Origin of the sequence: Marinicellulosiphila megalodicopiae, assembly GCF_045862395.1 — a bacterium.
Lineage (GTDB): Bacteria > Pseudomonadota > Gammaproteobacteria > Pseudomonadales > Natronospirillaceae > Marinicellulosiphila > Marinicellulosiphila megalodicopiae.
Genome location: NZ_AP023087.1, coordinates 2,376,639 through 2,390,234, shown reverse-complemented (window position 1 = coordinate 2,390,234; position 13,596 = coordinate 2,376,639). Strand labels below are relative to the sequence as shown.

The window sequence follows — 13,596 nt, the reverse complement described above, 5'->3', positions numbered from 1 at the left end:
AAGAGGAAATGTCGAATGCAGCTTGAAGAAAAGTTAAAAAAAATCAAAATGGTAATTTTTGATGTGGATGGTGTTTTAACGGATGGAAGGCTTTATTATTCCAAAGATCAAGAATTGCTTAAGGTATTTAATGTCAAAGATGGCGTCGCATTTAAATTATTACCAACACATTCAATTTATGTGGGGATTATTTCAGCAAAAGAATCAAAACCATTAAAATCACGAATTGATGATTTAGGGGTTGAGTATGCATTTTTAGGTGTTAAAGATAAGCTATCGGTAGTTGAAACACTTTGCCAACAGCTAGGATTGTCATTTGATGATATTGCCTATGTTGGAGATGATATGGTGGATTTCCCAGTTTTGGAAAAAGTAGGTGTCTCTTTTATGCCAAGTGATGGGTATCATTTACTCGAATCAATTTGCGATATTAAATTAAATGCAAAAGGAGGGATGGGCGTAGCAAGAGAAGTGTGTGACCTATTATTAGCATCAAGAGGGGACTTGATGTCGTTTTATCACCAGGCTAAACAAGATTCATTCAATCGTTAGGGTAATATTTTTTTAATTGTTCAAATTCTTTTTGAATTTCAAGAAAAGTGGTGGTGTCCCCGCTTTTATCAGGGTGGTGGACTTGCACTAAATGTTGGTAATGTTTTTTGATTTCCTTCCAGTTTTGCTGAATATTTAAATCAAAAAAATCATGAGTAGTGGTTTGGGCGTCCAAATAGTTTTGAAATTTAATTGAGAATTCACTTAGCATTTGTTCAATTTTTTGTTTGCTGGCTTGAGCAAAATTTTTTTCATCTAAATAATAATCACACAGCGACTGATCTTTAGTATTAGTAGTAATCTCATTGTTATTATTATGTTTGTTTTCTGAGCATTCAATGTATTGGATTTGGGTTGATTTAATTTCAATATAAAATTTCCCATCAGCTTGACAGTTTAATCGGTGTAGTCCATTAAATAATATAAAATGCGTGTGAAATAAATCAAGTGGTTGAAAAAAATCAGGCTGGGGTCGTTCGATAGTAAAAAATAAGGATTTAATGATTTCAAATTCATTGGATTGGGTGTTTGATTTTAAGTAATTATGTAGTTTTTCAATTTCTGAATGACTAAATAATCCCAGTTTTTTATTAATCATAAAATGCATTCCAGTGATTGTCCCAATGTATTTTAGTTTGTTTGATTTTAATGGTTTTATTTATTTGGCTTGCAATCACACCTGTTCCCGTTGACCAAAATGATTGTTGTTCAAATTGAGTGACACCTGCCACATCAATAAATTCTAATTGTTCACTGAATTTAAATTGATTGTCGATATAATTCCATATGCTCAATGTATTGCCTTTTGGAGATGTTGCTACTAATTGATTGTCATTAAAACTGATGCTTGCAATATATTGATTAAAAGCATTCCAATTTGGGTGTTTAAGTGGCTCTAACTTTTTGTTGTTCAAAACATAAATTAATGGCGTAGTTAAATCATCAAATAAATATTCTCGATCAGGTATTTGAGCTGCTACAACTAATTGATTATTGAACACATGTAAGTGTCTTAAGCTTAAATTTTGGTTGTCGATTTTATAGGAGTGGATTATTTTTTTATCAAGCGTATCTACAATGATTACTTCGGAATTAAAATCATCTAAGTTTAATATTTTGCGATCAATTGTTTTTAAACCACCAACGGCAATGGCAATTGTATTGTCATCTAAAGCTTCAATTTGATGAGGGCCAAAATTATTGAGTTCAATAAAATACTTAAAATTCAAATCTAAATCATATACGGATATCTTCCCTAGGCTTTTAGAATTACCTGTGCAAATAAATATTTCATTTGAAGTAAAGCAACTATGTCCAAAATAAAAATGACCATCAGGAGCGCTGATTTCTTTTATCGTTTGACCTGTTTTGCTTTCAAAAAGTCTGGCGTAATTACCGGGTCTGCGAGCAATGACTAATCCTTTGGACTGATCAATATTTTTACTAATATGATGGGCGCGTGATGGAAGGGCATGTTGAAAAATAGGGTTACCTTCAGTATCAACAGCGCTAAGTACCCAGCCCCCATTAACTTTACCAGACCCAATTAAACGCATTGTTTTATTTTGGGTTGAATGATTAAAGCATCCAGTTTGAATAAATACACTACTTAAAAATGAAAACTGAATAAAATCTCGTTTATTCATTAATCTCCGTCACTGTTATTAAAGCCAAGTGTAATGTTGAAGTCAGACAATAATGCTGAAGTTAAAATGGAATGATATTGTTTAAGTGTTGCTTGGTGCTCAAATAATAACGCAGATTGTTTAGTGTTATAAATTGTCGCATAAGTGTTAGGGAGCGCATTTAATTGATTTTTTAAAGTCAAAGTGATGTTTTGCAATGCCAATTTATTTTCAGGTTTAAATAAATCAAAAAAGATGGATGTGTATTCTAAAGAGTAAAGAGTATTTTGAGTGTGAAAAGAAAATGCTTTTTGCGAACGCCATGCTTCACTGAATAATATTTTCTGATTGATTTTATCATTGGTGATTGTTTCAAGTTTTTTAATAATGCTGCTTAAATGATTAATTATTTCATTAAACGCTATACTTAGTCCTTCTATTTGTTTGTCACCAATAAAATATTGAGGTTTGATAATTGGATATTGGATTAATTGTGATTGTATTTTTTCACTATTACGTATTAAATTTTCAGTTATGGCTTTTAATGCATTGCAGTTCAGTGAGTTTTGACTGGCATCAAATAATAAAAATTCAATGGCTTGAAATCCTTTTACTGGCGAACTCGATTGTTCAATTACATCTGCTGTTAATTCAGGTAATTGGATTAATTGATTCATTTTTTTAGCAATTAAATTTTTTTTGTCTGGCCAAAACGCAAAACTATAATTAAGTAAATTGACATTAATGACTTCTAGGTCCATGTATGATATCGCTAAGTACTGTTGATATGCTTTAAACCAATGATCTTTTATTTCTTTCATTTGAAGTTCACAAGACAAATCATGCATTGAATGAATCTGTTGTTGCATGGATGTGATGTGCGATGTTACTTTGTTTTCAAAGGTTGTTAATGCAGGGTTAAAATCCGCAGATAAAGCAATGGAATGTTTGAATAACAAAATTGAAATTAGAAATATTGTAGATAATACTCTCATTACAGAGACTCCAAAAAGGCTAATAGTGACTGTCTTTGTTCACTGCTAAGTTGCTTAACTATTTTAACACTTTCTTGGGCTTCACCACCATGCCAAAGAATGGCTTCTAAAATACTGGTGGCTCTTCCATCATGTAATAATGCTATTTCTGAAGAAACCAATTTATGTTTGCCAAGTCCCCAAAGGGGAGCTGTACGCCATTGACTTTGTGTTGCTAAAAACTCCTCATTAGTCGCTAGTAATGGGCCTAAATCGTGTAATAGTAAATCTGTATAAGGATAAATAGTTTGATTGGAAAGGGCGGGTAATTTATTTTGAGTTTTTGTAATGTAACTTGGTCGATGACAAATAGCACATTTAGCATCGTGAAATATTTTCTCACCTTCAGGTTCTAATTTTGATCGCTTAGGCACATTTAAGTGACGTGTGTAATGTTCAATAAATGCCAAAATATTATTGCTGACTTCAAATTCTCCACCATTTGGAGCTTGCAAGCATGCTGTTTGGTGATTTGTACAGGTGGGATGATCAAATAATGAAGATGTTAGCCCGAGGTCACCATGAAACGCAGCTGCATTTTGCTGGTTTAAAGTTGGTTGAGAGGCTTTCCAACCGAATTTCCCAATCGAAGTTGATTGTTTTTGGCGATCCCAAACCCAGTTAATTTTACCTTTAATTTCATCAGTTCGATGAGTTTGATTAATTTGGTTTTGTAGAATATCCAGTTCATCAATTTGTTCTAATAAACCCAATCCCATCATGGCAGGCGCTATACGTGGCGATAGTTGTATTTGTTCGTTTAACTCACCGTATTGTAATTGGTTTAAACTGATCTCAGGCCATTGTAGTTCGATTTCTGTATTGTCAGCTAATATTTCAATTTTACTATGCCATATGACATTGACAACCCCTTCAGCGGGTACATTAGGGGATGATAATGGTTGGAATTGACCTCCATAAATGGGGTCTGGAATAGGGCCGTATTTTAATTGATTTGTAATTTGTTCGGACGTTACTGCTGGAATACTTAATCGGATAAGTGTTGATACTTTTTGAGTGCCAGTTTGAACTAAGCGTTCGCCTCGACCATCTTGAATGTGACATTTTTCACAGGAATTCGTATTAAATAATGGGCCCAATCCATCTCTGGCAATGGTGGTGGCAGGTGAGAAAATCCATGGGTTTTTAAAAAATCCATTCCCCACTGAAAAATCTAATTTTTCTTCTAGGGTAAGGTTGTTAGCCTCTTGATTGAAACTATATTTGTTTATAAATGGTTGGCTAGTTTGACCTCCTGGTAAAAGCGGATTACTAAATGTGTAAATAGGGAGGATAAGCGGCAGCAGTTGTAATATTTTTTTCATAATGAGGTCCTGCATCAAGCAATGCTTAATGCAGGATAAGTTACGTTCTTAAAATTCGTGATCAGCTGTATCTGGATCTAATTGATCGATTTCTAATAAAGTTGCAATTTTTTCAATAATGGCTGTTTGTGCAACTAATGCATTGATTGCATTGTTGACAATCGCGTGACCTTCTTTATTGCCTTGAGCAATTAATTGGTCAAAGTGAACATTATTTTTTTCGGCGCTATCAACCAGTGCTTGTAGCGCAGCTGTTGTAGCATTAAATGTATTTTGAGCTTGAGCAGCTAATTTATCATCTTTTTGTTTTACTAAATCTAAAAGTGACGCTCCTATGACTAAGTCACCATTTAGTTTTTTATAGGTGCCTAATAAAATATTTTTAATGCCCTGAGCGTTGTAGTAATGAGAGTTATGAGTGTTGTCTGAGAAACAGTCATGCTCATCTTCTGTTGAATTCGCTTCTAACGCTACTTTCATGCGTTCACCAGCCAATTCACCTAAAGATAAACTGCCCATGCCAAATAACATTTTTCTTAATACTGTGTTTGAGTCTTCTGATAATAATTCTGAGCGATAGTTAGATTGATTCTCTGACCATTGATTAACCATGTATGCTAAATCAGAAACTAAAAGATCTGAAACCGTATCCAAATATTCGCCACGGCGCTTGCAATTATTATTGGTACATTGATCCCCTGTTAAATAATCCGTATATGAACGTTCTCCAGCGCCTGGATTTGTTCCATTTAAATCTTGTCCCCATAATAAAAATTCAATGGCATGATATCCAGTTGTAACATTAGCGCCGGATCCTGCTACTTCATTTAAACTGATTAATATGTCTTTTGTAATTAAAGATGAGTCAAATGAATCCGCACCAATTGAAATGTTTGGACTGGCAATGATGTTTGCTTGAGCGCCGTCATTTCCTAACTCAAATTCATAACTTGAGTGATCAACATAGTCAATTAAGCCTTCGTCTAATGGCCAAGCATTCAGTTGGCCTTCCCAGTCATCAACAATTGCATTACCAAATCGAAATACTTCTGACTGTTGGTAGGCAACACGAGCGTCTAACCATGCAGATTTTGCTTGATTTTGAGTGGACTGTGAAGGGGATTTGATAAAAGCATCAATTGCAGTATTTAACGTTTTAGCTGTTATAAGTGCTTCGCTGTAGTTAGCTAATGCAAGATCAGCATAGTGGGTGACAACGTCTTGTTTTGATATGTCTTTGCTGTAAGCATTAACAGAAATTAATGCGGCGATTGAAGTCAATATTAATTTTTTGTTCATGAATATTCTCGGCTAATGTCGCTAGTATTTATAATATGTGGCGGCACTATACCTAAGTCGAAACAATATGTAAATGATAATGATTTGCATTAATTGTGTAAGAAGGTGTTTTTAAGCTTGGTTATCAATCCAGTTAATTAAAAGATCCCATTCTAATTTATCATTTGGGTTTGTTTGGTTTAAATCGTGAATCCCTAAGCCAAATTCACTAGTACGGACGTAATTCTGTGTATCACGAAAACTGGTTACAAAATCAATGTGTAAACTTTGTAAGAACTTTTCGAGTTTGCCATAAATAAGCGTATTTTTTCTGACTCTGTTTGCAACAACCGCAAGGCGTTTTTTGCTGTTTCTTAAATTAGGGCTAAGTAATACTGCTTTAATAAAGTCAGTTGTTGCACGAATGTCTATGGCAGATGGTGCAACAGGAATCACTATTAAGTCACTTTGGCGAATTAAATCATCAAGCTGATGTCCACATAAGCCTGCGGGGGTATCATACACAACGTATCGCGTATCAATGGGGTATTGTTTCATCAACCAGCTTTTTGTTGCTAACCCTTGAGATTTACAACCATCAATAGCATAAATAAAGGGCAGTTCTTGATTGCGATCTTTCCACCAATGCAAGCTTGACGCTTGGGGGTCACAATCTATTAATGCTGTATTATGACCCTGTTTAGCAAAATAACTTACTATATTGGTTGCGATGGTGGTTTTTCCACAACCACCTTTTCCATTGGCTATCAAAATCCGTTTGCAACGATTATTTTCCAATGGCTTAGATTTGGCCTGAGCACTGCTTAAAAAGTTTAAAGGATGCGACTCGGGTTCAAAAGTGTGGGGTTGAGATTCTAAAATTGTCATCTTTACTCGTTCATTTTTAGCTCAGTTAATTTGAGTATAGACTATGTAAACTAATGTAAATAATTTCCCTAAATTTTTTAAAGTAAATATAAATATCCATCAGTGGAAATGGCTAAATAATGATTGTTAATTTCTTTGATGTCCAAAACTGAGTCTGTAGAGAATTGACTAGAACTTTGTTTTGGTAATTGCCAAATTTTAATTTTTTTAGATAATATAGGCTGCCATTGTTCAATTTTATTGGTACTGGTTCCAATAATGAGTCTCTTTCCATTATCATCAAATTCAGCAAACGTAATAGCGTCATTTTTATTTGAAAGCGTTGAAATGAACTTTCCTGTGCTTAATTGATGAATTGCCGCATCTTGTCTAAATGCTTGGACTAACATTAAATCGGCGGTTTCATTTATGCTTATATAATCAATGCGTTTATCAAAAGTAATCTCGTATTTTGATTGCTTGCTAATCACGTCCCAAGCTTTAACTTTTTGTCCTGAGCCCGCTGTAATGACATATCGTGCGGAGTCGGTCATTTTGATGAGTTCAGCTTTAGCGGGTAAGACAATTTGTGAGATAATTGTGCCAAGCTTTAAGTCAAATATTGTTACTTTATGGTTTTCAGTACTGACGGCTGCTAAAGTTCCTTTTGCATCCATATCAATACTTAAAATATCATCTCCAGCACTCCAAAAACCTAAAGATTTTCCTGTCAAAGTATCCCACACCACAAAATCTTGACTGTCAGCAGTAATTGCCGTTTTTTGATCTCTGGAAATTGCACTAAAAAATAATGGAGTAAATAATCCTTGCGCGTGATTCCAGTTAAATAATCTTTGATATTTCTTTGTGTTCCAAAAGCTGGCTCCGTGGGTGTAAGACGTGATAAGAAGCCGTTCTGCATCTTGGGATAATTTTGCACTGTATAGACCTTCAGTTGCAACAGACCATTGTTTTATGGGTTTATTTATTTCTTCACAACCCATTAAAGCTATACAGATTAATAATAAAACGGAAATTTTCATAAATCGATACTACAAATACTGCTTAAACTAACGATTTAAAAACGTAAATTCTACGTTTTCTTGAAGTGATAAATTGAGTATAGGTCTAATGGGTGGAAGAGCAATAAGTAAAAATAAACAAAAGAATAGACGAAAAAAAGCCGGCTAATGCCGGCAAAAATAAACCTGTCTTAGGGGGAGAACAGGTATAAGTTAACTGTAGCAGTCTTAATGTGAATTGTGCAAAAAACATTCAAATTTAAAGTAATGAATTGTTTTCCTGTGCAATTAAAAAGAATTGCTTCACCTTAACTATATAAGCTTTGGTTTCGTTAAAAGGTGGGATGCCTTTATATTTTTTAACGTTTCCTTCGCCGGCATTATAGGCTGCAAGCGCTAAACTCATATCGTTTTGGTATTTAGTTAGTAATCGTTTTAAGTGTTTAGTTCCAATATCAATGTTTTTTTTAGGATCGTAAATATCATATAAGCCGTAACTTTGCGCGGTATTTGGCATTAGTTGCATCAATCCAATTGCGCCTTTAGAGCTTGTGGCGTTTTGTTTGAAGTTGGATTCTTGTTGTATGACAGCATATATCAAAGCTGCCGGTACATTGTGTTTTTTTGAGGCTTGTTTAATCCAGGTTATGAGTTTTGAATCAAAATCTAATGGAGGTATTTTTTGCGTTAAGCCTAATGTGTTTGTTGGGTCGGAACTATAGATTAATTGGTGTCCGGACTGTTTGCTTGGTAAATTCGTGACAATTTGTTTTCCCTGACTGTTTTCGTATATATACAAAGCGCCAGAGCTTGAATGACAATAAACCAATAATATCAGTAACCAAAATTTATTCACTTTCTAATACGCCAGACTCAAGTAATTGATGAATTAATTCTAGGTGAGTTGTAGGGATTTGTCCTAAACCAAACTCACATTGCTCAGTTAATAATTCAATTATGTGAGAATCTGTGCAGTTGTACTTTTCGCCATTGGCAAATAAGGTTTGATCTGTAAAAGCGATACGGGCATTTAATGCTTTATAAACAATTTGATCTTGTTCAACCATGGCTTTGAAATGTTCGGTGCTGATTTTATTTTCGCTGATGGATTGTTTTAACTCGGTAAATTGTTGGCCAAGCAATTGAGCAATCACATCATCGCTTAATTGATCGATGATTTGTTGTTTTGCTTGGGCGATATGTTGCTTTGAAATATAAGTGGGTTGGGTTTGAATTGGGTCAAACGACAAACGCTTAAACTCGTTTAGGGTTTCATCTAATACAAAGCCAATTTGCCCCACGGTTTCACTGATACTTGGGCCTCGGTATCCAAAGGATAGGCTTATGCTATTACCTTGGCTAATGCCGTGATGGGCAAACCCGGGCGGAATATAAATTAAGTCGCCATTTTCTACTTCAAAGGTTTCATATTCGGGCATGGTTTCAAGCACTTTAACCGGTAATGGCTCAATCATTTTTGGTGTTTGAGTAAAGGCCTGTTTGGCCAAATGCCAAGTACGCTTGCCTTCTGCTTGTAATAAAAACACATTAAATTGGTCATAATGCGCGCCAACGGTGCCTTGGTCAGTAGCAAAACTGATCATTACGTCGTCTAGCAACCAGCTAGGTAAAAAATCAAAATATGAGCGTAATTGGTGTACTTCTTCTACAAAATGATCCGAGCCTTGAATTAACAGTGTCCAGTTTTGCTCAGGCAACTGTGCAAAGGTATCATCCGTAAACGGGCCTTGTTGAACGTCCCATTTGTCATCAATGTTGCTGATAATTCGCGATTCCACATCGTCCTCTAAAGACAGTCCTGCTAGCTCATCTGCCTCAACAGGACATTCAAAATCTGTCCAAGCGCCTTTAATCACACAGGGCTTTTTTTGCCAATATTGTTCAATAAACGTTTGAAGATCGAGTGTGTTTGAAATATCAAAAATAGTAGGATGCGACATAATGGATGAGGTCTTGTTTAAAGAAAAATGAAGAAGTGAATGGGGTGGAGCGATGCGAACAGAAAGAATATCTGTTCGCATAGAGTCAACAAGCTTAGATTTTTTTAGCTTGTTCGATTGCAGTACCAATGTAAGTAGCTGGCGTTAATGCAAGTAAATCGTCTTTAGCAGACTGTGGTAATTCTAAAGAGTTAACAAATTCAATCATCATGTCTTTAGTGATTGCTTTACCACGAGTAACGGCTTTCAATTTTTCATACGGTTCTTCAATTGAATAACGACGCATTACGGTTTGAATTGGCTCAGCTAATACTTCCCAAGCATTGTCTAAATCAGCAGCTAAACGCGCTTCGTTTGCTTCTAATTTAGAAATACCTTTCATGGTTGCTTGATAAGCGATTAAAGAGTGAGAAAAACCAACGCCCATTGCACGAAGTACAGTCGAGTCAGTTAAGTCACGCTGCCAGCGAGAAATTGGCAATTTAGCGCTCAAGTGTCCCATAATAGCGTTAGCTATCCCTAAGTTACCTTCAGAGTTTTCAAAGTCAATTGGGTTAACTTTATGTGGCATAGTTGACGATCCCACTTCACCAGCGATCGTTCTTTGTTTGAAGTAACCTTGAGAAATATACGCCCAAATATCACGATCAAAATCGATTAAGATTGTGTTGAATCGACACATTGCATCGTAGATTTCAGCGATGTAATCGTGTGGTTCAATTTGAGTGGTGTATGGGTTGAATGTTAAACCGATAGACTCAACAAATTGCTTTGCGTGTTGTTCCCAATTGATATCCGCATAAGCAGAGTAATGTGCATTGTAGTTACCCACCGCGCCATTGATTTTGCCTAAGATTTCAATCTTTTTAAGTTGGCTTAATTGACGCTCTAGACGCGCTGCAACGTTAGCCATTTCTTTACCTACTGTGGTAGGAGAAGCAGTTTGACCGTGCGTACGGCTTAACATTGGTAATTCTGCGTAGGTATGAGCCAGCTTTTTGATGCCGTCAGTGACTTCTTGCATCGCAATCAGCATCACGTCTTGTAAACCTGATTTAAGCATTAAACCGTGAGACAGGTTGTTGATGTCTTCAGAAGTACAGGCAAAGTGAATGAACTCTAACGATGCTTTTAATTCTGAATGATCTTTAATTGTGTTTTTTAAGAAATACTCAACGGCCTTTACATCGTGGTTCGTTGTCGCTTCGATGTCTTTAATCGCTTGCGCGTCTGCTTCAGAAAAGTTGGCAACGATGCCATCTAAAACAGCGTTCGCTTCGCTTGAAAAAGCAGGCAATTCAGTGATTTGATCATGGTTTGAAAGCGCTTGTAACCAACGAACTTCTACTTCAACGCGAGCTCGAATCAATCCAAATTCACTGAAAATTGGACGTAGCGATTTAGTTTTAGAACCATATCGACCATCAATAGGGGAAATTGCGGTAAGGGCAGACAATTGCATGAAAATACTCTGAGATAAAAAATGAGGCGCGATTATACAAGGATGTGACGTAATACTAAAGAGAGTTCTAGTATTACGTGAGGGGCAATTTATTAAAAATTATAAATCGGATGTGCTTTTGGTGAAAACTTGAAGCGTTTTGATACGGCGTTCATCTGAATGTTTAATTTTAAATGAAAATTGTTCTACTTCAATGGTTTCTCCGCGTTTTGGTAGATGTCCAAATTCGTGAGTGACAATGCCTGCAATGGTTTCGTATTCATCTGACTCAAATTGACAATTAAAATACTCATTGAATTCATCAATTGGGGTTAATGCATTGACTAAGAAATGGTTTTCAATTTTTTTGATATTATCTTCTTCGACTTCGTCATGTTCGTCTTCGATTTCACCAACAATTTCTTCTAAAATATCTTCGATGGTCACTAAGCCTGAAAAGCTGCCGTATTCATCAATGACAATTGCCATATGAGTGCGCTGTTGACGAAATTCCTTTAAAAGTATATTCAAACGTTTGCTTTCAGGTATGAATAATACATCTCTGACTAAATCAGGAAGGGTGCTTTTGATTTTATCAAAATCAAACTGATGTAATAGGGCGGTGTTTAATAAATCTTTCGCCATTAACACACCAATAATTTCATCACCAGATTTAGATAATACTGGGTAGCGGGAGTGGGCAGAGTTTACCAATTCTTTGCTGATATCTAAAAAGTCATCATTTAAATCAAGGCAGAACATTTGTGCCCTTGGTGTCATGATTTCACGAACATGTGTATCTTGAACATCTAATGCACCAAGGATTAATCCAAATGCATCGTCATTGATAATGTCGTCGTCTCTGCACTGTTCAAGAACTACCATTAGTTCATCTTTACTTGAGGGGGCATCTGAAAACTTTTTACCTATTCGGGTAAGCCAATTTTCAGATTTGCTCGATCGATCTTCACTCATATTGTATTTTCTTGCCTATAGGGGTCGGGGATACTAAATTTTGCCAATATTTGACGTTCTAAATTTTCCATTATTATGGCTTCGTCTTCATCAATATGGTCATGGCCTTGTAAATGCAATAGCCCATGAATAAAAATATGAGCCCAATGGTCATTGAGAGGTTTGTTTTGTTCATTCGCTTCTTGATTCACAATGCTAGCGCATATTAATAAATCCCCTAATAAATAATCCGTTTCTTTCGGATCGATAAATTCGGGGCAATCAAATTCAAAGGACAAAATATTGGTCGGTTTGTTTTTCTCGCGATATTCAAAATTCACTGCTTGAGATTCGTGCTCATCCACAATACGAATATTAACAGTAACTGGAAAATCAACAGTTTGATTCAACCAGTTCTGGAAATCTTCTAATTTAGGAATGTCAGATGAATCACAAGCGACATCTAAATTTATATGTTTATTCATTATGTGATTTTTCTGCTTGTTCTTTGAATTTTAATTGTTTTTCTGATTTATCGTACGCATCAACAATACGTTGCACTAATGGGTGGCGTACCACGTCTTTAGAATCAAAAAATGTAAAACTGATGCCTTCAACATTATCTAACACATCAATTGCATGGCGAAGTCCTGAGCGTTGCCCTCGTTGTAAATCAATTTGAGAAGGGTCGCCAGTAATAACAGCTGTGGATCCAAACCCAATGCGAGTGAGGAACATTTTCATTTGTTCTTCGGTGCAGTTTTGACTTTCATCGAGAATGATATAAGCATTTGATAGGGTTCTGCCGCGCATAAAAGCAAGGGGGGCAATTTCTATAATATTTTTTTCTAGTAATCGATCGACTTTTTCAAACCCCAACATTTCATATAGCGCGTCGTACAAAGGGCGTAAATAAGGATCAACTTTTTGACTTAAATCTCCAGGTAAGAAGCCCAGTTTTTCGCCAGCTTCCACAGCAGGGCGGACTAATAATATTTTTTGCACCTCTTCTTTTTGTAAAGATTGAACTGCTGCGGCAACTGCGAGGTATGTTTTACCAGTACCTGCAGGGCCAACACCAAAATTAATGTCATTAGTTAATACTTGGTGAACATATTTTTGTTGATTAGGGCCGCGAGGTTTAACTTGCATGCGAGGTGTTCTTAGGGTGTATAAGTGATCCTCTTCATGTGTATTAACTGGAGTGGCTTCGATACTTGATGCTTGCAAATTAATGTGAACCATATCAGGAGTGATTTCTGACTGCTCACTTTCAACATATAAGCGCTCAAGAATTTTTTTGGCAATTTTGGCTGTCGTAAAATCACCAACTATTTCAAATCCATTTCCACGATTTAATATCTTAATATCCAGCCGTTCTTCAATCTGTATTAAATGGGTGTTTGCCAGTCCGCATAAGCTAGCAAGACGCCTAGGGTGGTTGGGCGTTAAATTAAAAGTTAAGTTTTTACGCTGTTCAGTTTTCAATGATTTATTACTTTGTTTACTCAAGGAAAGTATGCCTAATTAATTACAA

At 35.8% G+C, this 13,596-nt stretch carries 14 protein-coding genes; 1 reads left to right on the top strand and 13 read right to left on the bottom strand.

Translation table 11 applies throughout. From position 1 onward, the window contains the following. Positions 1–15: 15 nt before the first annotated feature. Positions 16–552 (top strand): KdsC family phosphatase, encoded by a 537-nt coding sequence (locus TYM08_RS10135; protein ID WP_422379033.1) that lies wholly within the window; start codon positions 16–18, stop codon positions 550–552. Here the strand turns inward: TYM08_RS10135 and TYM08_RS10130 are convergent. From TYM08_RS10130 to TYM08_RS10070, 13 genes are all read right to left on the bottom strand, one after another. Further along, positions 542–1,150: a DNA-J related domain-containing protein gene (locus TYM08_RS10130; protein ID WP_422379032.1), complete on the bottom strand. Its 609-nt coding sequence runs from the start codon at positions 1,148–1,150 to the stop codon at positions 542–544. The genes TYM08_RS10135 and TYM08_RS10130 overlap by 11 nt on opposite strands. Beyond that, a complete protein-coding gene (locus tag TYM08_RS10125; RefSeq protein WP_422379031.1) occupies positions 1,143–2,198 on the bottom strand; it encodes a DUF1513 domain-containing protein in 1,056 nt (351 codons plus the stop codon). The genes TYM08_RS10130 and TYM08_RS10125 overlap by 8 nt, the downstream gene beginning before the upstream one ends. After that, the gene (locus TYM08_RS10120; protein ID WP_422379030.1) at positions 2,198–3,172 is read right to left on the bottom strand and encodes an imelysin family protein; all 975 of its coding nucleotides are present in this window, start codon (positions 3,170–3,172) and stop codon (positions 2,198–2,200) included. The genes TYM08_RS10125 and TYM08_RS10120 overlap by 1 nt, the downstream gene beginning before the upstream one ends. Then, positions 3,172–4,536: a di-heme oxidoredictase family protein gene (locus tag TYM08_RS10115; RefSeq protein WP_422379029.1), complete on the bottom strand. Its 1,365-nt coding sequence runs from the start codon at positions 4,534–4,536 to the stop codon at positions 3,172–3,174. The genes TYM08_RS10120 and TYM08_RS10115 overlap by 1 nt, the downstream gene beginning before the upstream one ends. Before the next feature lie 48 nt (positions 4,537–4,584). Then, the gene (locus TYM08_RS10110; RefSeq protein ID WP_422379028.1) at positions 4,585–5,835 is read right to left on the bottom strand and encodes an imelysin family protein; all 1,251 of its coding nucleotides are present in this window, start codon (positions 5,833–5,835) and stop codon (positions 4,585–4,587) included. 111 nt (positions 5,836–5,946) lie between these two features. Next, positions 5,947–6,702: a ParA family protein gene (locus TYM08_RS10105; RefSeq protein WP_422379027.1), complete on the bottom strand. Its 756-nt coding sequence runs from the start codon at positions 6,700–6,702 to the stop codon at positions 5,947–5,949. Positions 6,703–6,779: 77 nt separating this feature from the next. Further along, positions 6,780–7,724 (bottom strand): WD40 repeat domain-containing protein, encoded by a 945-nt coding sequence (locus tag TYM08_RS10100; RefSeq protein ID WP_422379026.1) that lies wholly within the window; start codon positions 7,722–7,724, stop codon positions 6,780–6,782. A gap of 238 nt (positions 7,725–7,962) precedes the next feature. Further along, the gene (locus TYM08_RS10095; RefSeq protein WP_422379025.1) at positions 7,963–8,559 is read right to left on the bottom strand and encodes a lytic transglycosylase domain-containing protein; all 597 of its coding nucleotides are present in this window, start codon (positions 8,557–8,559) and stop codon (positions 7,963–7,965) included. Further along, a complete protein-coding gene (locus TYM08_RS10090; protein ID WP_422379024.1) occupies positions 8,552–9,664 on the bottom strand; it encodes a cupin domain-containing protein in 1,113 nt (370 codons plus the stop codon). The genes TYM08_RS10095 and TYM08_RS10090 overlap by 8 nt, the downstream gene beginning before the upstream one ends. A gap of 94 nt (positions 9,665–9,758) precedes the next feature. After that, a complete protein-coding gene (gene purB / locus TYM08_RS10085) occupies positions 9,759–11,126 on the bottom strand; it encodes an adenylosuccinate lyase (protein WP_422379023.1) in 1,368 nt (455 codons plus the stop codon). A 99-nt stretch (positions 11,127–11,225) separates the two neighbouring features. Continuing rightward, positions 11,226–12,080 carry an HlyC/CorC family transporter gene (locus tag TYM08_RS10080; RefSeq protein ID WP_422379022.1) on the bottom strand — a complete coding sequence of 285 codons (855 nt, stop codon included), beginning with the start codon at positions 12,078–12,080 and terminating at the stop codon, positions 11,226–11,228. Further along, entirely contained in the window at positions 12,077–12,544 is a 468-nt protein-coding gene (gene ybeY, locus TYM08_RS10075; protein WP_422379021.1) for an rRNA maturation RNase YbeY, read from the bottom strand. Before ybeY ends, TYM08_RS10080 begins: the two co-directional genes overlap by 4 nt. Continuing rightward, complete coding sequence (locus TYM08_RS10070; protein WP_422379020.1) at positions 12,537–13,571, bottom strand: PhoH family protein; 1,035 nt, start codon at positions 13,569–13,571, stop codon at positions 12,537–12,539. The genes ybeY and TYM08_RS10070 overlap by 8 nt, the downstream gene beginning before the upstream one ends. Positions 13,572–13,596 lie beyond the last annotated feature (25 nt).

Coding starts and splice junctions, on each gene's coding strand:
- TYM08_RS10080 (WP_422379022.1), bottom strand. CDS start 12,080: ATGAGTGAAGATCGATCGAGCAAATCTGAAAATTGGCTTACCCGAATA.
- ybeY (WP_422379021.1), bottom strand. CDS start 12,544: ATGAATAAACATATAAATTTAGATGTCGCTTGTGATTCATCTGACATT.
- TYM08_RS10100 (WP_422379026.1), bottom strand. CDS start 7,724: ATGAAAATTTCCGTTTTATTATTAATCTGTATAGCTTTAATGGGTTGT.
- TYM08_RS10110 (WP_422379028.1), bottom strand. CDS start 5,835: ATGAACAAAAAATTAATATTGACTTCAATCGCCGCATTAATTTCTGTT.
- TYM08_RS10090 (WP_422379024.1), bottom strand. CDS start 9,664: ATGTCGCATCCTACTATTTTTGATATTTCAAACACACTCGATCTTCAA.
- TYM08_RS10115 (WP_422379029.1), bottom strand. CDS start 4,536: ATGAAAAAAATATTACAACTGCTGCCGCTTATCCTCCCTATTTACACA.
- TYM08_RS10105 (WP_422379027.1), bottom strand. CDS start 6,702: ATGACAATTTTAGAATCTCAACCCCACACTTTTGAACCCGAGTCGCAT.
- TYM08_RS10125 (WP_422379031.1), bottom strand. CDS start 2,198: ATGAATAAACGAGATTTTATTCAGTTTTCATTTTTAAGTAGTGTATTT.
- TYM08_RS10120 (WP_422379030.1), bottom strand. CDS start 3,172: ATGAGAGTATTATCTACAATATTTCTAATTTCAATTTTGTTATTCAAA.
- TYM08_RS10130 (WP_422379032.1), bottom strand. CDS start 1,150: ATGATTAATAAAAAACTGGGATTATTTAGTCATTCAGAAATTGAAAAA.
- TYM08_RS10135 (WP_422379033.1), top strand. CDS start 16: ATGCAGCTTGAAGAAAAGTTAAAAAAAATCAAAATGGTAATTTTTGAT.
- purB (WP_422379023.1), bottom strand. CDS start 11,126: ATGCAATTGTCTGCCCTTACCGCAATTTCCCCTATTGATGGTCGATAT.